18 protein-coding genes are annotated in these 17,971 nt (G+C 69.5%); 13 read left to right on the top strand and 5 right to left on the bottom strand.

Going from position 1 to position 17,971, the window contains the following annotated elements:
- Positions 1–78 precede the first annotated feature (78 nt).
- Positions 79–1,053: a LysR family transcriptional regulator gene (locus tag ACGFNU_RS49365; RefSeq protein WP_392603731.1), complete on the bottom strand. Its 975-nt coding sequence runs from the start codon at positions 1,051–1,053 to the stop codon at positions 79–81.
- Between the two features lie 96 nt (positions 1,054–1,149).
- On the opposite strand from ACGFNU_RS49365, the gene ACGFNU_RS49360 reads away from it, so the two are divergent.
- From ACGFNU_RS49360 to ACGFNU_RS49325, 8 genes are all read left to right on the top strand, one after another.
- Positions 1,150–2,514, top strand: a complete 1,365-nt coding sequence (locus ACGFNU_RS49360; protein WP_392603730.1) for a CitMHS family transporter — start codon at positions 1,150–1,152, stop codon at positions 2,512–2,514.
- A gap of 22 nt (positions 2,515–2,536) precedes the next feature.
- On the top strand, positions 2,537–3,868 hold the full coding sequence (locus tag ACGFNU_RS49355; RefSeq protein ID WP_392603729.1) for an acyclic terpene utilization AtuA family protein: 1,332 nt from the start codon (positions 2,537–2,539) through the stop codon (positions 3,866–3,868).
- Positions 3,855–4,163: a hypothetical protein gene (locus ACGFNU_RS49350; RefSeq protein WP_392603728.1), complete on the top strand. Its 309-nt coding sequence runs from the start codon at positions 3,855–3,857 to the stop codon at positions 4,161–4,163. Before ACGFNU_RS49355 ends, ACGFNU_RS49350 begins: the two co-directional genes overlap by 14 nt.
- Before the next feature lie 337 nt (positions 4,164–4,500).
- Complete coding sequence (locus ACGFNU_RS49345; protein ID WP_392603727.1) at positions 4,501–6,096, top strand: hypothetical protein; 1,596 nt, start codon at positions 4,501–4,503, stop codon at positions 6,094–6,096.
- Positions 6,097–6,112: 16 nt separating this feature from the next.
- Positions 6,113–7,048: a hypothetical protein gene (locus ACGFNU_RS49340; protein ID WP_392603726.1), complete on the top strand. Its 936-nt coding sequence runs from the start codon at positions 6,113–6,115 to the stop codon at positions 7,046–7,048.
- Positions 7,045–7,713 (top strand): hypothetical protein, encoded by a 669-nt coding sequence (locus ACGFNU_RS49335; protein ID WP_392603725.1) that lies wholly within the window; start codon positions 7,045–7,047, stop codon positions 7,711–7,713. The genes ACGFNU_RS49340 and ACGFNU_RS49335 overlap by 4 nt, the downstream gene beginning before the upstream one ends.
- Positions 7,706–8,770, top strand: coding sequence for a WD40/YVTN/BNR-like repeat-containing protein (locus ACGFNU_RS49330; protein WP_392603724.1), 1,065 nt, complete (start codon positions 7,706–7,708; stop codon positions 8,768–8,770). The genes ACGFNU_RS49335 and ACGFNU_RS49330 overlap by 8 nt, the downstream gene beginning before the upstream one ends.
- Positions 8,771–8,863: 93 nt before the next feature.
- On the top strand, positions 8,864–9,670 hold the full coding sequence (locus ACGFNU_RS49325) for a transporter substrate-binding domain-containing protein (RefSeq protein ID WP_392603723.1): 807 nt from the start codon (positions 8,864–8,866) through the stop codon (positions 9,668–9,670).
- On the opposite strand, the gene ACGFNU_RS49320 is transcribed toward ACGFNU_RS49325, so the two are convergent.
- Positions 9,667–10,011: a sensor histidine kinase gene (locus tag ACGFNU_RS49320; protein WP_392603722.1), complete on the bottom strand. Its 345-nt coding sequence runs from the start codon at positions 10,009–10,011 to the stop codon at positions 9,667–9,669. The two genes, ACGFNU_RS49325 and ACGFNU_RS49320, sit on opposite strands and share 4 nt — an antisense overlap.
- Here ACGFNU_RS49320 and ACGFNU_RS49315 point away from each other — a divergent pair.
- The 5 genes from ACGFNU_RS49315 (at position 9,914) to ACGFNU_RS49295 (ending at position 16,157) form a co-directional block, all read left to right on the top strand.
- Positions 9,914–10,996: an MMPL family transporter gene (locus ACGFNU_RS49315; RefSeq protein ID WP_392603721.1), complete on the top strand. Its 1,083-nt coding sequence runs from the start codon at positions 9,914–9,916 to the stop codon at positions 10,994–10,996. The two genes, ACGFNU_RS49320 and ACGFNU_RS49315, sit on opposite strands and share 98 nt — an antisense overlap.
- A 280-nt stretch (positions 10,997–11,276) precedes the next feature.
- Entirely contained in the window at positions 11,277–12,686 is a 1,410-nt protein-coding gene (locus ACGFNU_RS49310; protein WP_392603720.1) for an SUMF1/EgtB/PvdO family nonheme iron enzyme, read from the top strand.
- On the top strand, positions 12,683–13,465 hold the full coding sequence (locus ACGFNU_RS49305) for a phytanoyl-CoA dioxygenase family protein (RefSeq protein WP_392603719.1): 783 nt from the start codon (positions 12,683–12,685) through the stop codon (positions 13,463–13,465). Before ACGFNU_RS49310 ends, ACGFNU_RS49305 begins: the two co-directional genes overlap by 4 nt.
- On the top strand, positions 13,462–14,877 hold the full coding sequence (locus ACGFNU_RS49300) for a formylglycine-generating enzyme family protein (protein ID WP_392603718.1): 1,416 nt from the start codon (positions 13,462–13,464) through the stop codon (positions 14,875–14,877). The genes ACGFNU_RS49305 and ACGFNU_RS49300 overlap by 4 nt, the downstream gene beginning before the upstream one ends.
- Positions 14,760–16,157: an MFS transporter gene (locus ACGFNU_RS49295; RefSeq protein ID WP_392603792.1), complete on the top strand. Its 1,398-nt coding sequence runs from the start codon at positions 14,760–14,762 to the stop codon at positions 16,155–16,157. The genes ACGFNU_RS49300 and ACGFNU_RS49295 overlap by 118 nt, the downstream gene beginning before the upstream one ends.
- Here ACGFNU_RS49295 and ACGFNU_RS49290 read toward each other — a convergent pair.
- From ACGFNU_RS49290 to ACGFNU_RS49280, 3 genes are all read right to left on the bottom strand, one after another.
- Positions 16,148–16,678 (bottom strand): pyridoxamine 5'-phosphate oxidase family protein, encoded by a 531-nt coding sequence (locus tag ACGFNU_RS49290; RefSeq protein WP_392603717.1) that lies wholly within the window; start codon positions 16,676–16,678, stop codon positions 16,148–16,150. The genes ACGFNU_RS49295 and ACGFNU_RS49290 overlap by 10 nt on opposite strands.
- Before the next feature lie 10 nt (positions 16,679–16,688).
- Positions 16,689–17,465 (bottom strand): alpha/beta fold hydrolase, encoded by a 777-nt coding sequence (locus tag ACGFNU_RS49285; protein ID WP_392603716.1) that lies wholly within the window; start codon positions 17,463–17,465, stop codon positions 16,689–16,691.
- A gap of 129 nt (positions 17,466–17,594) precedes the next feature.
- Positions 17,595–17,864, bottom strand: a complete 270-nt coding sequence (locus ACGFNU_RS49280) for an acyl carrier protein (RefSeq protein WP_392603715.1) — start codon at positions 17,862–17,864, stop codon at positions 17,595–17,597.
- Positions 17,865–17,971: the final 107 nt, after the last annotated feature.

Genomic DNA, 17,971 nt, shown 5'->3' with positions numbered 1-17,971 from the left:
GAACGGGCCAACATCAATGGCGGATACATTGATGCGTGAGTAGCATAATGCCTGGTGATGGCCTGTCTCGCGCGGCGGTCAGCCGGGCTGCCAGTCGGCGCCCTCGGGAAAGGCCGGCCCTGTTTCCGGCCCGGCTTCCAGCAGCTCCATGAAGTGGCGGACCGCCGGGGCCTGCGGCCGTACGGGGTCGAACATGACGCCGATGGGGCGGGCGAGCGCGGGCTGTTCGAGCCGGCGCCGGTCCAGGCGGGCGAACTCGATGAGCGGGAGCACGAGCCCCGGGACGGCCGAGACCCCGAGGCCCGCCGCGGCCAGCCCCGCGACGGCCGCGATGTTGCGGGCCTCGGTGATGGGACCGAGCCGTACCCGCGCCTCGCGCAGCGCGCGGTCGGCGAAGACCCGCACGCTGCTCGCCTGGTCGAACGCGATGAACGGCTCGCCGGTCAGCTCCGCCCAGGCGAGCGGGGGCCGGGCCGTGCCCTCGGCGGCTCCGCCCTTGCCGGCGGGGCCGTCGCCTTCGCCGAAGCGGTGGCCTCGCGGGAAGACGCAGTAGAAGTGGTCGACGGCGATCTGGCGGAAGCCCAGCGTCTCCGGCGGGCCGGTGAGCACGGTCAGCGCCAGGTCGACCTGCCCCGTCCGGACCCGGTCGAGGACCTGGCCGAGCAGGCCGTCCTCGATGTGGATCCGCACGTCCGGATGGTCGCGCCGGAACCGGGACACGATCGCCGGCAGGAGCGTGGCGGCCAGCGAGGGCAGGGTCGCGATGCGGACGAGCCCGCGCGTGCCCGCCAGGAAGCCGCTGAAGTGGTTGATGCCGCGGTCGAACTCCGCGACGACCCGTTCTGCGACGTCCGCGAACTCGCGGCCGGCCGGGGTCAGCAGCACCCGCCGGGTGGTGCGCTCGAACAGCGTGATGCCGACCCTGCGCTCGACCTCGGCGACCGTCCGGCTGAGCGACGACTGGGCGAGCCGCATGCGTTCGCCCGCCGCCGTGAAGCTGCCTTCGCGGGCGACGGACAGGACGACGCGTAGCTGCTGGATGGTGAGATCCATGCCTTCTCTACATCAAACTATGTGGAATTGATGTTGGACATACAAGAGTGTCTCACCTCACACTCGCTGGCAACCCCGAACCGAGGAGGTGGGCACATGGTCGCCACGCTGGGCTTTGTCACCGTCGGGCTGTTCCTCGCCCTGACACTCACCCGCCGCGTCTCGGTCCTGCTGGCGCTCGTGCTGGTGCCGATCGGGACCGCGCTGGCGGGCGGGTTCGGCGGCGAACTCGGCGACATGATCGCCAAGGGGGTCGTGAAGGTCGCCCCGGTCGCCGTCATGATCACGTTCGCGGTGCTGTACTTCAGCCTGATGCTCGACACCGGGCTCTTCGATCCGGTCATCCGGGGCGTGCTGCGGTTCGCCAAGGGCGATCCGATGAAGATCACTGTGGGCACGGCGGTGCTGACATTGCTGGTCGCGCTGGACGGCGACGGCGCCTCCACGTTCCTCATCACCGTGTCCGCGCTGCTGCCGATCTACCAGCGGCTGGGCATGCGGCCGCTCGTCCTCACCGGCGTGGTGTGCATGGGCGCCGGGGTGATGAACATGGTGCCCTGGGGCGGTCCGACCGCCCGCGCCATGGCCGCTCTCAAGATGGACAGCTCCGACATCTTCCGTCCCGTGCTGCCCGCCATGATCGCCGGGATCGTCTGGGTGCTGGTGGCCGCCTACTTCATCGGGCGCCGCGAACGGGCCAGGCTGGTGGAGGAGGGCGTCACGCTGCCCGACCCCGACGCCGGGACCGGCCCCGGCGCCGGGACCGAAGTCGCCGGAGTGCGCGCCTCAGGTCCGGGTACTCCCCGGGCCGACGAACTGCGGGCTCCCCGCGGCACGGCCCGCGGCGTGCGGTTCTGGATCAACCTGGCGCTGACCATCGTGCTGATCGTGGCGCTGGTCATGGAGCTGATGCCGCTGGAGGTGCTGTTCGCCGTGGCGTTCGCGGTGGCCCTGGTCATCAACCGGCCGAGCTGGGCGCAGCAGCAGGAGCTCCTGGAGCGGCACGGGGCCAACGTCGTGCTCGTCACGACGATGATCTTCGCCGCCGGGGTCTTCACCGGTGTCCTCGGCGGGACCAAGATGATCACCGAGATGGCCGAGGCGATCGTGTCGATCGTGCCCGACGGGACCGGCGGGATCCTGCCGGTGGCGACGGCCGTGACCAGCATGCCGCTCAGCCTGGTGTTCACGCCCGACGCCTATTACTACGGCATCATGCCCGTCGTCGCCGAGACCAGCGCCGGGCTGGGCGGCGACCCGGCCGAGATCGCCCGCGCCGCCGTCCTCGGGCAGATGACCACCGGGTTCCCGCTGAGCCCGCTCACCGCGTCCACGTTCATCCTCATCGGGATGGCGAAGGTCGACCTCGGCGCCCACCAGCGGTTCATCTTCGGCTGGGCGTTCGGGACCACGCTGGTCATGACCGTGGTCGCCCTGCTCACCGGCGCCATCTCGATCTGACCGTCAGCAAATCGGGGGTTCCATGTCAGCGCACCGTTTCACGTCGGCCCGCAATGGCCGCGCGACGATGCGGATCGGCTGCGGCGCGGGCTTCGCGGGCGACCGCGTCCCGCCCGCCGTCGAGCTGCTCGAACGCGGCGACCTCGACGTCCTGGTGCTCGAATGCCTGGCCGAGCGGACGATCGCGCTCGGCCAGCGACGGCGCCTCAAGGACCCCGGGCAGGGCTACGATCCGCGCCTGCGCGCACGCTTGACCGCTCTCCTGCCCGAGGCGGCCCGCCAGGGTGTGCCGATCATCAGCAACATGGGCGCGGCCAACCCGCGTGCCGCGGGCCTCGCCGCCAGGGCGCTGGCCGACGAGCTCGGACTGAACGACCTGCGCGTGGCCGTGGTCACCGGGGACGACGTCCTCGACCAGATCGACGTTCAGGCCCCGGCCCTGGAGGACGGCCGGCCGCTCGCCGACCACGGCCCGATCATCTCCGCCAACGCCTACCTGGGCGCCGACGCCCTGCTCCCCGCCCTCGCAGCGGGCGCCGACGTGATCCTCACCGGCCGGGTCGCCGACCCGTCCCTCTTCCTGGCGCCGCTGGCGTACGGCCTGGGCTGGGACCTGGCGGACTGGCCGCGCGTGGCCGCCGGCACCCTCGTCGGCCACCTGCTCGAATGCGCCGGCCAGATCACCGGCGGATACTTCGCCGACCCCGGCCACAAGGACGTTCCCGACCTGGCGAACCTCGGCTTCCCGTACGCCGACGTCGCCGCCGACGGCACCGCCGTCATCGGCAAACCGCCCGGCACCGGCGGCCTCGTCACGCGCGCCACCGTGCGCGAACAGCTGCTGTACGAGATCACCGACCCCACCGCCTACCTGACCCCCGACGTCGTGCTCGACCTGCGTGGTGTCACCGTCCACGAACAGCGCCCCGACAACGTGCTCGTCCGCGGCGCCGCGGGCCGTCCCCGCCCCGGCACGCTCAAGGTCAGCGTCGGCTACCACGCCGGTCACCGCGCCGAGGCCGAGATCTCCTACGCCGGACCGAACGCCCGCCGCCGCGCCGAGCTCGCGGGCCAGATCGTCGCCGACCGGCTCGCCCCGACCGGCCTGCGCCTGCGCACCGACGTGACCGGCACCGAGGAGTGCCGCCTGCGCGTCGCCGCCCTGACCCCCTCGCCCGGACGCGCCGACGACGTCTGCTTCGAGGTCGAGGCGCTCTACACCAACGGCCCCGCGGGCGGCGGCGGCGTCCGCACCACCGTCACCGACGTCGTCGGGATCGTGTCGACCCTGCTGCCCCGCGAGGCCGTCACCCCCCGAACCGAGATCCTGGAGACGGCGCATGAGACTGCATGACCTCGCCCACGCCCGCACCGGCGACAAGGGCGACACCTCGACCCTGTCGATCTTCCCCTACCGCGACGAGCACTACCCGGACCTCGTCAGGGAGCTGACCTCCGAGGCGGTCCGCCGGCACCTGAGCGCCCACATCCGCGGCGAGGTGATCCGCTACGAGCTGCCGAACCTGTGCGCCCTGCAGTTCGTCTGCCGCCGCGCGCTCGACGGCGGCGTCACCACCTCACTGGCCCTCGACACCCACGGCAAAAGCCTCAGCTCCCGCCTCCTCTCCTTGGAAATCGACATTCCCTGAGGCAAAGAGCGAAAGAAAATCTCTGACGGCCGGGGCCCATAACATCTTTATGGCTTCCGTGTCACGCGTCACGAATGGCCGGAGACGGACGTCCCTTTCGTGTATCTGTCAACCCCCACATCCCGCACTTACGCTGTGATGGGCGATTCAGTCGACTGGGTTCGGGGGTCCCGTGGCCACTTCGTTGACGAAAACGAGAGGACTGAAGACCGGCAGTCTGCGGATCAAGGAATATAGCGATCACCCCGTGGAGCGCAGGCTCTGTGCCGGGACCTACCTTGATCGGCATTTCCGTGACTTTCTCATTCGAGAGATTTACAACAAACGTTTTCGCTGGGTGGCGCCCTCGTACGGGTTCGACCTCGTACCGGTGCTGCGGCACGCCTGGTTCTCCTGGTGGGCCGAGTCGACCGAGCGCGTCCTGCTGCTGGGCCTGCTCGTCTTCATAGGAGTCCGCTACCCCTTGGAGGGGCTGCTCGTCGTCGTGGTCCTCGTGCTGGGGTTCTTCTGCTGGCGATGCCTGCAAATGGCACCCAAGCGCTTGCAGTACGCAAGGTACCGGCTCGGCCTTGGCATATCCGGGAACGGACCGTCGTGGCGCGGGCAGCGGGAATCTTCCCGGAAACCCGGCGTCCAGCGGCAGCGCTCCCGGCATTTCCAGGACGAGCGGGAACAGCTGACCGCTCAGAGCAAGCTGCACATGCGAGGCGTCAAGATCTGTGCGGCCATTCTGATCGTCATGTTCATGTTCGACATCGAACGCAGAGGCGCCGCCACATCCGTCCTGCGGTCAATGGTCATCGTCGTCATGCTGGCGACGGCGGCCGGCATCGTCGGGGCGGTACTCCAGCAGAGCGCCCTGATGCGGCTGCGGCACGCGAGGCCGGTGCCGCCCGGCCGGCTGAGCCGCCGGATGGAGAGGATCGCGGAGCAACAAGTCTCTCCCGTGACGATCTACTCCGGCTCCAGGTCCTTCGTGGGTGCCGGACTGGGATTCCGCCGCTGGTCCATCGCCCAGCGGCTGATCAAGGCGAAGGGGCATCGCGGCAAGAACGAGCAGGCGCAGGAGTGGGAGGAACTGCCGTTCAAGACGGAGGATCTCCTCGGCCGCCTCAGTGAGGCCATCGAAGATCTCCGCACCGAGGACGATCCGGAGCTCCGGCTGCCGGGGCTCACGGTGAAGGAACGTGTCTTCGTCAAAGGCGTGCGGGCGACGTCCGTCCTCAGGCGTGTGGCGGAGAAGGGGACGGGCAGGCTGGTCGCGGAGGTGCTGACCGAACCGGGAGGCGCCGCACGTCACTATCTCGTGTGCACGGTCGTGTCATGGGACGGGGATCTCGTCGCGCTCGTCTTCGTGCACATGTCGTTGCAGGGCCGGACGCTCTATCTGGAGTTCGTTCCCCAGGAACTGCGCCCGCCGCAGGATCTCTACAACGTGATCGAGGAGCCGGGCGGGACGGGAGGGCGGGCTCTGCTCTCCGCCATCGTGCGGAGCTTGGAGGAGTTCCCGTTCCGCGTGTTCGACCTCTGGCGGCTCGTGCTGGTGCCGGCGGTCCTGTGCAAAGCCCTCCTGGCGTGGCGGGGACCTGAGCCCTCCATACGCCGCGCGGTGGACATCGGGGCCAGGGCGAGCGCGAGGGAGAACGCGACGGGCCTGGACCACGACAACTCGTCGGCCTGGGATCACGACGAGGACGAGTTCCAGACCACCGACGTCGTGCGCAGCATCAAGATCATCCAGCGGCGGCTGTTGTCCACGGTCGAGGACTTCCTCGGCGCGCACAAGGTCGACACCTCGGAGTTCCGTGACTACGCCATGACGATCATCAAGGGCGGAATCGTCAACATGGGCGGCGGCACCGTCACTGCTCAGGGCAACACCTTCGGAGATCACTCAGGCATCGGCAAACCGTCCTCCGGCGACGACGAATAGCGCGAGGAGCGATCCCGTGAACGGTGACGAATACGAGATCCACGGCTCAGGCATCATCAACTCCGGCGGAGGCAAGGTGATCGCCACTCAGAACACCTTTGGTTCTCATTCCCCCATCACGATCAACCAGGGTGCGAAACCCGCCGGTGATGAACGGCCGGACTCCGGCTCCAGCGAGCGGGCACGGCTTGGCATCGTCACCATCCTTCCCGAAGAGACCGACGCCGTGCTGTCCATGTTGCGTCGGCACGGCACCTGCGAACCGTCCGAGACGGAGTACGGCTGCTACGAGGGCCGCCTCGGCACCGCACCGGACGACATTCGTGTGACGGTGATCCAGGCTCTCGTTCAGGGCAACCAGTCCGCGCTGGCGGCCGTCGGACGCCTGCGCCGGGCGTACGAGCCGGAGATGGTGGCGGTCGTCGGGATCGCGGGGGCGATCCACAAATCCCTGCGAAACGGCGATGTCGTGATCGCTGACCAGGTCATCTACTACGACCTGCGCAAGGAGACCGACGACGGGCCGAAACCCCGCACGCGCAGTTATCCCGTGCCCGCTCAAGGACTGCATGCGATCAACGCCTTCTTCGTCGCGCTCCGCCGGATGCCCGCCCGGGTGGAGATCCAGACTCCTGGCGGGAGTCGCGACTGCGCCGTCGCCCTCGGGCCGATCGGCTCCGGAGACGCCGTCGTGGCGTCCCGCCGATCGTGGATCCGGCGGCATCTGGAAGCGATCAATGACAAGGTCCTCGCGGTCGAGATGGAGGGGGCCGGTCTCGCGCAGGCGTTCTACGAGGAGCCGGGTCCGGGCGGCTGGCTGATGATCCGCGGGATATCCGACCTCGCCGGCCCGGACAAGGGTGACGGGGCGCGCGAGGTGGCGGCCCAGAACGCCGCCGCGGTGCTCGAAGCGCTCGTGCCGCACCTGGCGAATGGACGGCGGACCCCTTGAGCGGGTTCATCGTCGGAGTCATCAGTTCGCTGGCCGCCTCAGTGGTCACGGTGGCGAGCGGTTGGGTCTTCTCGCAGCGGATACGCAACCGGCTCGTCGTCCTGCTCTCTTCGATCACGGGCCTGGGCGTCGCCAGGACCTACCCGAGCCAGCGGGAGGCCAACGCCGATCTCCACCGCGCCCTGGAGAAGGCACGCTGGGTGAAGGTGCTGGTGAGCCGCGGCAACGAGTTGACGCGCGACAGCTTCCAGGACGTGTGGCGAGCGGCAGGCGGGCGGATCGAGTCGGTTCAGATCCTGCTGCCGGATCCCGAGAGCGGCACCGACTCGTGGCTGGGCGACCGCGAGGCCGAGATGCGAAGGCTCGACCCCGGAATGGAGAACGGGCTCCTGGCCGAGCAGATCCAGGCCAACGTCCGCTACCTCGCCGCCCGCGTGGGAGACAACGAGGCCGTCCAGCTCCGCCTCTACGACCTGCCGCACGTCTGCCGCGTCATCCTCACGGACAAGCTCGCCTACCTGACCCTCTACGGACCGGACGAGCACGGCCGCAACTCGCCCTGCGTCGTCTGCCGCAGCCCCGGCCTGATGTACGACTTCGTGTCCCGGATCTTCACCACCGCCTGGTCCCGAGCCGACTCTCTCCAAGGAGGTTTCCATGCGTGATCGAGTGTTGGCCTGCCTGTGCGCCCTGGGGTTTGTCGGCGCCCTCACGGCTCCGGCGGCTGCGGCGTCCGCACGTGTGGCATGGCGCTTCACGCCGACCGCCACGCAGAGCACTCTTTCCGCGGTGGACGTCGTCGACCGTTCGGTGGTGTGGGCCTCAGGCGGTGGCTTCGCAAGCGGCCCCGCGGGCTCCATCGTACGGACCGTCAACGGCGGCCGGACCTGGCAGAACATCACCCCGCCCGGTGGAGCGGGTGAGGAGTTCCGCGATGTGGAGGCGTTCGACCGCGACCATGCCGTGGTCCTCGCGCTCGCGAATACCGTCACGGGCTCTCCCGCGCAGGTTTACCGCACCACCGACGGCGGCGCGACGTGGCGCGTGGCGTACCAGAGTCCCGACGCCACGACGTACTACACCTGCATGGCCTTCTTCGACCGCCGCCACGGCCTGGTGGTGAGCGATCCGGTCAACGGCAGGTTCCCGCTCCTGGTCACCGATGACGGCGGCCGCACCTGGAAGCCGGCCGAAGACTTCCCACCGGCACTGCCCGGCGAGGCCACTCGGGGATCGGGCACATGCCTGACCGCGATAGGCCCTCACGATGCCTGGTTCGGAACCGACAACCCCAATGCCCGCGCCCGGGTGCTCCACACACAGAACAGAGGAAAGACCTGGACGGCCGCCACCACACCGATCCCCGGCTATCCGGCGGGCATCCTCTCGGTCGCGTTCCGGGATCGCCGCCACGGCCTGGCCGTCGGAGGCGCCCTCCCGGAGATCAGGAGTACCGCCGCTGGCACCTCTGACGCGGGCCGGACCTGGACCCGGGCGGGCGCACCGCACGGGTTCCGCACCGGCGTGGCCTGGATCCCCGGCTTCAAGGAAGCTGCGGTCATGGTCGGTGTCGATGGCAGCGACGTGAGCTTCAACGGCGGACGCACCTGGACCCTGTTCGACCGCACCCCACTGCTGGGCGTCGATTGCCTGCCCCACGTCGCCTGCTGGACCGTCGGCGAGAAGGGACTGGCAGGCGAACTCACCCGCCGGCACCACTGACACGAGTGCGCTTTCGTTGAGAAAGATCTCGACATCGGTGGCCGCGATGATCGACTCTGGGTGTGCTGGTCGGGTGCGGAGAGTGGGGACCGAATGAGGCTTGCGTTCAGCGCGCTGGTCGCTCTGGTGGCGTGTGCGGCGCTCACCGGGTGCGGGGGGACGGGGGAGTCGTCGATCCTGGACAAGGACACGCTGGTCGCGGGGGTGCGGCCGGACCTTCCCGGGATCGGGTTGAAGGGCCGCGATGGCGCGTTCGAGGGGTTTGATGTCGATGTCGCGCGAGAGGTGGGGGCGCGGCTCGGCAAGAAGGTGACGTTCGTCCAGGCGTTCGCGGCGGATCGGGAACGGTTGCTGGTGGAGCGGCGCGCCGATCTGGTGCTCACCTTCTGGGTGCGACCCGACTGGAAGCTCCGGCTGGCCTTCGCTGGCCCTTACTATCCGTCGTACCAGGACATTCTGGTGCGTGCTGGTGAGCGCGAGATACGGGGCGTGCAGGATCTGAAGGGGCGCAAGATCTGTGCCGTCCGGGGGGCCGGGGCGGCCGACCAGGTGACCAAGGAACGCGGCGTCGCGGCGGAGCAGGTGTCCGCGCAGTCCTACGACCAGTGCGCGGACATGCTGCGGAGCCGGAGCATCGACGCCATCACGACGAACGACACGATTCTCGCGGGCATCAAGGTGCGGCAGGGCGCCGACTTCCGGCTGCTGAACGCGCGGTTCGGCGAACAGCGGACGGGGATCGGGATGCGGCGCGGCGACCCCGACGGCTGCGAGGCCGTCAACCGGGCCATCACGCAGATGTACCAGGACGACACGATGGCCAAGCTGATGCACAAGTGGTTCGGGCGATCGGGGCTGGATCTGTCGGTCATCGAGGTTCCGGAGTTCGAGGGTTGTTAGAGGCGGATCGTGGTGGTGAAGCCCTCGCCCGGGGCGGTGGTGACCTCCGCCGCGCCGTGGTGGGCCTCTGCCGCTGCTCGTACGATCGCCATTCCCAGGCCGCTCCCGGTGCCTACACGGAAGAAGCGGTCGAACACGCGGTCGGCGTCCTCGGGTTCCATGCCGGCGCCGTCGTCTGCCACTTGGAGGACGGTTTGGTTCTCCTGCCGGCGGAGGACGACCCGTACCGGGGTGTTGGCGGGGGTGTGGATCCTGCAACGCCGCCCGCGGATCGTGGGCGCGGCGGCGCTGGTGCTGGTCGCCCTGCTGTCGCTGCCCGCGTTCTCGCTGCGGCTCGGCACGAGCGACCAGGGCACGCTGCCAGAGTCCAGCACCGCACGCCGCGCGTACGACATGCCGGCCGACGGTTTCGGGCCGGGCTTCAACGGGCCGCTGCAGCTGGTGGTGCGCGGGCGCGGCCGAGAGGTGCCGCAGGCTGAGCTGGAACGGCTCGTGAACGACGTCCGCGCGACGCGCGGCGTGGCGCAGGTCGCCGCGATGCCCCCGCCCAGCCGGTCCGGCGGCGGGCAGCCGCCGATGACGATCGTTCAGGTGGTGCCCACGACCTCGCCGCAGGACGCGGGGACCGACGCGCTCATCGACCGGCTCCGCGCCGGGCCCGCGAAGCGCGCCGGCTCACTGGAGGTGCTGGTGGGCGGCGGCACGGCCATCAACAAGGACCTCGCCTCGGCGCTGACGTCCCGGCTGCCGCTGTTCGTCGGCACGATCGCGATCCTCGGCTCGGCACTGCTGCTGCTGGCCTTCCGCAGCCTGGCGGTGGCGCTGCTGGCGGCGCTGATGAACGTGGCGGCGGCGGGCGCCGCGTTCGGCATCACCGTGGCGCTGTTCCAGTGGGGCTGGGGCACCGGCGTCCTCGGCATCGGCAAGCCCGTGCCGATCACCTCGTTCCTGCCGGTCATCATGATCGCGATGCTGTTCGGCCTGTCCATGGACTACCAGGTGTTCCTGGTCGGCCGGATGCGGGAGGAATGGCTGCGGACGCGCGACGCCCGGTACGCGGTCCACGCCGGGCTCGCCTGCAACGGCAGGGGTGATCGCCTCGGCGGCGGTCATCATGATCTCGGTGTTCGGGGCGTTCGTGCTGAGCGGCGACATGGAGGGCATGCTGGTCGGCGCCGGGCTGGCGGGCGCGGTGGCCGTGGACGCCTTCGTCCTGCGCATGGCGCTCGTCCCGGCCGTGATGATCACGCTCGTCCCGGCCACCTGGCGGCTGCCGCGCCGTACCAGACTGCCGCAGCCGGCGGCGTCCGTACAACTGCGGAATGAACGCGGTCGAACGGCTCCGGATTCCTCGCCGGCTTCGCGCAATCCAGAAGACGCGTCCCGTAAATCGAGCGGATGAGGATGGGTTGTCCGAGAAGCACGGTGAGGGAGGGAGGTGGCATCGATGAAGGTCGTTCGTAAGTGGAACGCGCTGCGTTCCGAGCGTGTGGGCGCCGTTCGCCCGGCCGGCAGGCACTTCAAGTGGTCCACCTGATTCGGTTCAGCGCCTGTGGAGGGCCGTCGTGGCCCTCCACAGGCCCACCCAAGGCGAGAGGAGAGCCCGGTGCATCGGTGGAGCGTCGAATGTCTTCTAGCTGACCAGCAGATCCTGGAGTCCTTGGCCGGGCGTTTCCTGGACGTCGATTCGTGGCGGAAACCGCGCGACCCGTTGACCGCCGCCGAACGGGACGAGCTCCGCCGGTCGATCGCCGGACTCCGCCATCCCAGGGCCATCGAGGAGCTTTGCGCGTTCGCGGCGACCCACCCCAGCGCCGAGGTCAGGCGGGCGGTCGTGGAGGCGGTCGAGCCGTTCGTCGCCGCCCATCCCGCGGCCCGTGAACTGGTCGTCTGGCTGCTCGGCGACGACGAGGACTTCGTGGTCTTCGCGGCCGTGCGGATCGCCGGGCGCAATCGTCTCGGTGAGGCCTTCCAGGAATTGGAGGACATCACCGGCCCCGCGGAACTCGGGCTGTTCCGCAGCCTCAAGCCGGTGGGCATCGGCGCCGCGGTCGTGAGCAAGGCGATGGGGCAGATACTGGGGGCCGAGGATCGCGCGGTCAGAATCGAATGCGAGAAGGACTACGCCCGCACCGGCCAATTGCCGCCGGGCGCGGAGCTCGATGAGCACTGGGACTACGAGCCGGAGAACCTGCCCACACCCGTCCCCGATGGCATGGTGCTCATCCCGGCGTCGGAGTTCACCGCCGGAATCGGGATCGACGACCTCGTTCATCCGCTCTACGACGTGAGCGACGCGGTCCCGAGGCGGCGGCGCTACCTCCCCGGCTTCCTCATCGACCGGTATCCGGTGACCAACCGGCAGTACGACGAGTGGGCGGACGGCCCGGCGGCGACCGAGCATCTGCTGTGCCATCCCGACGAACCGGCGGAGAAGGACCACCGGCGCGCGCTGATCGCCGATGCGCGGTTCGGTCCCGATCACCCCGCTACCGGCGTCGACTGGTTCGACGCGTACGCCTACCTGGCCCATCACGGCAAGCGCCTGCCCACCGAGCTGGAGTGGGAGAAGGCCGCCCGTGGCCGGCAGGGCTCACGCTACCCGTGGGGAGACGAATTCGATTCCGACGCGTTGCGGTGGTTCGGTGCGGCCTTCTGCCCGCCGGAGAGTGTGGAGCATTGGCGGGAGGTGTTGTGCACGTTCGACGACACGACCCCTGAAGTCACCACCGTGCCGGTGGGCTCCCATCCCAAGAACGTGAGTGATTACGGGGTCGCCGACCTGGTGGGGAACTGCTGGGAGTGGACGGACACCAACTTCTTCACCCGGGACCGGATGAAGCCGATGATCACGGGTCGGCCGAGGCCCGAATGGGCCACCGCCGAAGAGACGTCCGTGGTCATCCGGGGCGGCGCGTGGACCTCCATCGCGGAGGAGCTGATGACGTTCTTCCGGGGCAAGGACCTGTTCACCGACCGGCACAACGAGATCGGATTCCGAGGGGTCATCCGATGACCCGGCCTCAGCGCGTTCCGTGGTTCAGGTTCAACAAAGGTGTGAGCGGTGAGCAGCGCGCGTTCTACGAGCGGCATGGATTCATCGTCTACCGGAGCGTCTTCGACGCCGATGACGTCGAAGTCATCAGAGCCGACGCCGAGCAACTCGAAAGCGATACGCTCGCCGGGAGGATCCCGGCCGAACACCGCGACAGAATCCTCCAGCCCTCCTACGACGAACGGGGTCGTGCGAGCCTGCACCGGTTGCCGTACTTCACGCTGCACCGCCCGAAGACCCGGGAACTGGTGGAACGGCGCGGGCTGGACGTACTCGGCCCCGGACTGCTGGGCAAGCCGACGTGGCGGTTCGAGGACGCCATCGACGGTGCGGTCTGGCAGATGAAACGAGGGAAGAGGACGTCCTACAACGCGCTGGACTGGCACCTCGATTTCCCGCACGACCATCCCGTCGCTCCGTTGGTGAACGTGGGGATCTACCTGAACCCGGCCACCACCCAGAACGGATGCCTCGTCGTGGTTCCCGGCTCTCACCGCTTCCCGCCGCGACGCCTGGAACCCGTCGGACTGCCTGTCGAGGTCGATGCCGGAGACGTCATCTGCCATACCAATAACATCCTCCACCATTCCGGTCCTGTGCTCGACGACACCAGCCGGGCGACGCTGTATCTCTATTACGCGGCGGGCGAGAAGCCGGCGGCCGGAACGGAATTCAGCCATAAGGCGGGCGATGATTTCGCGACGTTGTTCATCGACTCGGAAGCCGGTGCGGCGCGATGACAATCTCTGAGCACCCGTACGCAGCCGTCCCGGTCGAGGTACTCCGGATGGCCAACTGGACCGAGGGGCCGCCGGCGGAACGAGACGCCCTGCTCAAGGACTACCTGGGCAGCCTGGAACGGATGGGCGATCCGCAGGCCGGAGACAGGCGGCTGCTTGATGAATGCCTGGTGGTCGGCTTGATGCACGCCGCGCCCGAGGTGCGCAGGCAGGCGCAGGCGGCCGCCGCCCGGCTCAGCCCGGAGCTGGCGGCGGACGCGACCGGCTGGACGTTGGGCGACCCCGACGAGACCGTCCGGGCGACCGCTCTGCGGTCGGTGGCCGGCGCAGCCGGATCTATAGAGGGCGAGGCTGGATCCATGGGCGGTGCGGCGGCGCTTCATGCCTTGCTGGCCTCGTTCGGCAGGTCGCCGGAGCTCATCGCCTCAGGCGACGACGTCTGCGTGACGGCGACGGACGCGCGCGGCCTGGCCCTGGCACGGTCGCTGCTGTCCGACACCGAACTGGTCGACGCCGTGATGGCCGATCTTCCGATGCCGCTGTCCGCGGACCGGATGCCCAACCGGCTTTCTCTGGAAGGGATGCGCCTCGTTCCGGCAGGGAGACTGCGCCGAGGGCCCCGCCCCGACCAGCGGTCGCCCTGGGGCGACCCTCCCGCGCCCGCGGTGGCCGAGGCCCTCGTGGAGGGCTTCTACATGGACGCTCATCCCGTCACCAACGATGAGTACGACGCCTTCGCCGCCGACGTCACCGAGCGCGGCCACCTGTGGTGCCATCCCGACGAGCCGCGCGACACCGACCACACCCGGTCCACCGTGGACGATCCCCGCTGCGCCGGTGACCATCCCGCGACTGGGGTGAACTGGTACGACGCGGCCGCCTACGCCGGATGGTGCGGCAAGCGGCTGCCCACCGAGGACGAATGGGAACGAGCCGCGCGCGGCGACGACCATCGCCGTCACCCGTGGGGCGATGGTTTCCGCGCGGATCAGGTACGCGGCTTGCACTCGGTGACCTCGGCCGACGGTGACGGCGGCGCCGGCATGGACCGCCAGGAATGGCTGCGACGGCTCGGGGACCTGCCCGTCGAGTCGCTGCCCGCGCTGACCGGACCGGTGGGCCACCATCCGGGCGACGAGTCCCCGTTCGGCGTCCGGGACCTGTGCGGCAACGTCTGGGAGTGGACGTCCAGCCGGTTCCTCGACGGCCTGCCGCTCGCACCGAACTTCGGCACCATGGAGCCGGGCGATCTGTGGGGCGAATGGTCGGCCGAGGCCGCCGTCCGCGGTGGCGCGTGGAGCTCGCCGCCCGCGCTGCTGACCGCGTTCGGCAGAGCGGGGAAACTGCTGGTGACCAGGAGCCCGGAGATCGGGTTCAGGTGCGTGGTGAGCGAGGCCGAGACCGTCGATTGACGGCCGGAGGAGGTGGTTCGGTGACCGGCTATGCGCGTTGCCTTGCCAACCGTGACTTTCGCCGGATGCAACCCGGGTTCTTCGTCTCCTTCCTAGGCGACGGGATGAGTTTGCTGGGCGTGGCCTGGCTCGCCCTGGAACTCGCTCCTTCCGACAGGCGGGCGACCGTGGTCGGGCTGGCCGTCGCGGCGTACAGCCTGCCCGCGGCGATCGGGTCTCTGACGCTCGGACGCTGGCTGAGCTCGCGGAGCGCCAAGAGCCTGATCCTCCTGGACTCGTCCCTGCGGGCGGTCGTGTTCATCCTGATCCCGGTATCGCACTGGTCGGGCCTGCTGAACGCCACGGCCTTCATCGCGTTGCTCGCGCTGTCCTCGCTGCTGCATTCCTGGGGGATCGCAGGACGGCAGACCTTCGTCGCCGAGCACCTGCCGTCCGAGGACCGGCTCGCCGGCCATTCGCTGGTGGCCGGCCAGGAACAGGTGTCCTTCATCGCCGGACCGCCGCTGGCCGGGCTGGTGACCGCCGCGTTCGGACCGGCGGCGGTGCTGGCCTGTGACGCGGTCAGCTACGTGTATCTGGCGATCATGGCGGCACGGGCGCGGGTGGACGGTACCGTCGGCCGGCGCCCGCCGATCCCGTTGCGCCGCGCCGGCCGGACGCTCGTCCGCCATCCGGAGCTGCTGTGCCTGCTGGCGCTGAGCTTCGTCTTCTACCTGCTGTACGGGCCGATCGAGGTGGCCGTGCCGGTCTTCGTGGACGATCGGCTAGGCGGCGACCCCGCGGCGCTGGGGTGGATCTGGGGCGCGTTCGGCGTCGGAGCGGTGGTCGGCGCCCTGATCACCGGAACCCTGCGGCGCCTTCCGCTGTGGCCGATCGCTCTGGTCATCGTGGCCGGCTGGGGGCTGGCGGTACTCCCGCTCGCGGCGTTCGGCACTCTCGCCGCCGGGATCGTGGGTTTCGCCGTCGGCGGACTGATCTACGCGCCGTACGGCCCGGTGTCGATCACGTTGCTGCAACGGCAGGCGCCGCCGGACGAACTGGTGAGCGTCACCGCGTTCCGCAGCGCCATTCTCGTGATCGCGAGCCCGCTGGGCGCGGCGCTGGGCGGGCCCCTGATCGCCGAGATCGGCGCCGCGCGGACGATCTGGCTCTCCGGCCTGGCCACCGTGGGGCTCGCAGCCACCGGCGCGACTCTCGTCCTGCTCGTGCGGCTCAGCCGTCGCGCCGGAGACCTCCCCGGACGGCCCGTGTCCGACAGAGAGTACGCCGATCAGGCCTGACCGGCGGATCGGCGCCATGGCAGATCGCGCCACGAAAGGCCGCGCCAGGGCAGGTCGCGCCACGGCCGCCATCCGCGGCCGTCGGAGGATCGTTCGGTGTACGCCCAGCCGGTCCAGTCCTTGATGTCGACCGCCAGTACCGGACCGCCGTGGTCGAGGTACGCGTCGCCGGCGAACTGCCTGTACTTCCTGTCCAGCAGGCCGGCCACACGCGCGCGCTCCGGACCCTCGTGGATCACACGGCCGGTGCCGCGAAGCCGTACCCACCAGGCCTTCAGCCAGTCCTCGTGATAAAAGTCCGCCAGGACCGTGACCCGGTCGTCGTGGTCCAGATGGCTCAGCCGCTTGGCCGGCCGAGATCGCTTGGCCGACGGCTTGTCCGTCGGCGAGTAGAAGACGTCGCCGTCGACGACGAAGAGGACCGGGACCACATGGGCCCGTCCGAGTTCGTCGATCGTGGCCAGCCGGACGACGCGCAACCGCTCGACGCGCCGTCGCATCTCGTCTCGCCCGAGGATCATCAGCGCCCCCTCAGGTGGTGGCGAACCCGGCCAGGACACGGCCGAGGATGTCCATCTCCACCCGGTGCCACGAGCCGGGCAACTGCATCCCCCAGCCGTTGGGCAGCGCCTTCGCGGTCTCCCGCGCCGCCGCGCGCAGCCAATCGCTGGTGTGGTCGCTGTTGACGACCAGCGCCGGGGTCCGGACGGTGGCCAGCCGCTCGGCGGGGACGGTGAAGTCGCCGCAGATGGCCGTGTCATAGGGGAGCGTGTGCGCGTTCGCCTCGTTCCCCGCCCACAGTGGGCCCTTCCGCCACTCCGCGATCACCTCGGGGGCGAGATCCATCAGGTCGGCGAGGAAACGCTCCGCGGCCTCGCCGCGCCTGTCGTCCGCCAGGAGGGCGTTGAGCGTGTCCATGAAGCCGGCCGGGGGCATCGGATACCCCTCGACCCGGAAGTACGGCTCGTGGAGCGCCAGCTTCGTGATCGGGACGCCGGCCAGTGCCGCCGCGAGCGCCAGGTTCGCGCCGCAGGAACCGGCGAACACCACCGCGCTGCCGCCCGCCTCGCCGATCACCGCCTCGAGATCCTCGATCTCCCGTTCGACGGCGTAGGCGGGAGTGTCGCCGCTCTCGCCGCGGCCCCGGCGGTCGTAGACGTAGGTGGTGCAGTGCGGCGCCAGTTCGGGCACCAGCTGATCGAAGATCGTGTGATCGCGGAACGCGCCGTTGAGAAGCACGATCGGCGGGCCGTCACCCGCCTTCTCATAGGCGATCGTCGTGCCGTCCCTGGAAACGACTTTGCGCATCACGCTCTCCTTGTTCATCCGAGCCGTTAATTTCCGGCACTGGTAGTCGGCCGGTCGAGAGCCGAATGGTACGGCGGGCATGCCGCCGTACCATTCGCGGCTGAGGCGCCCCGCTGCGGGCACGCCCGGTCACAGATTCCCGTTCACGGTGAGCTGTGCGTTCACGGCCTCGATCAGGGCGCGAGGAGTGACCGAATCGAAGAGTGTCTCCTCGTCCAGCAAGATTCCGAATCTGCGCTCGATCCAGTTCCCGGTTTCGAGCAGCGCCACCGAGTCGTAGCCGAGCTGAACGAAATCGACGTCCATGGTGCCGGCCTCGACACCGGCGCCGTCGCTCTCGCCCGCGGCCTCATGCAGGATGTGCCTGAGATCCTTGATGGTGAATTCACTGGATGCCATTGAGGCTCCTCCTCATGTGGTGGTTTGGAGTATGAGGGCGGTGTTGAAGCCGCCGTGGCCTCGTGCGAGGACGAGGGCTGTGCGGGCAGGGGCGGTGCGGGGGGCGG

Origin of the sequence: Spirillospora sp. NPDC048911, assembly GCF_043198015.1 — a bacterium.
GTDB lineage: Bacteria > Actinomycetota > Actinomycetes > Streptosporangiales > Streptosporangiaceae > Spirillospora.
Note: the sequence above shows the minus strand (reverse complement) of the source record. Positions and strands in the feature narration are given on the sequence as shown.

Bases quoted from the DNA above. Each gene is read 5' to 3' on its own strand.
- ACGFNU_RS49365 (WP_392603731.1), bottom strand. From the start codon at position 1,053: ATGGATCTCACCATCCAGCAGCTACGCGTCGTCCTGTCCGTCGCCCGC.
- ACGFNU_RS49360 (WP_392603730.1), top strand. From the start codon at position 1,150: ATGGTCGCCACGCTGGGCTTTGTCACCGTCGGGCTGTTCCTCGCCCTG.
- ACGFNU_RS49355 (WP_392603729.1), top strand. From the start codon at position 2,537: ATGTCAGCGCACCGTTTCACGTCGGCCCGCAATGGCCGCGCGACGATG.
- ACGFNU_RS49350 (WP_392603728.1), top strand. From the start codon at position 3,855: ATGAGACTGCATGACCTCGCCCACGCCCGCACCGGCGACAAGGGCGAC.
- ACGFNU_RS49330 (WP_392603724.1), top strand. From the start codon at position 7,706: ATGCGTGATCGAGTGTTGGCCTGCCTGTGCGCCCTGGGGTTTGTCGGC.
- ACGFNU_RS49325 (WP_392603723.1), top strand. From the start codon at position 8,864: ATGAGGCTTGCGTTCAGCGCGCTGGTCGCTCTGGTGGCGTGTGCGGCG.
- ACGFNU_RS49305 (WP_392603719.1), top strand. From the start codon at position 12,683: ATGACCCGGCCTCAGCGCGTTCCGTGGTTCAGGTTCAACAAAGGTGTG.
- ACGFNU_RS49300 (WP_392603718.1), top strand. From the start codon at position 13,462: ATGACAATCTCTGAGCACCCGTACGCAGCCGTCCCGGTCGAGGTACTC.
- ACGFNU_RS49290 (WP_392603717.1), bottom strand. From the start codon at position 16,678: ATGATCCTCGGGCGAGACGAGATGCGACGGCGCGTCGAGCGGTTGCGC.
- ACGFNU_RS49285 (WP_392603716.1), bottom strand. From the start codon at position 17,465: ATGCGCAAAGTCGTTTCCAGGGACGGCACGACGATCGCCTATGAGAAG.
- ACGFNU_RS49280 (WP_392603715.1), bottom strand. From the start codon at position 17,864: ATGGCATCCAGTGAATTCACCATCAAGGATCTCAGGCACATCCTGCAT.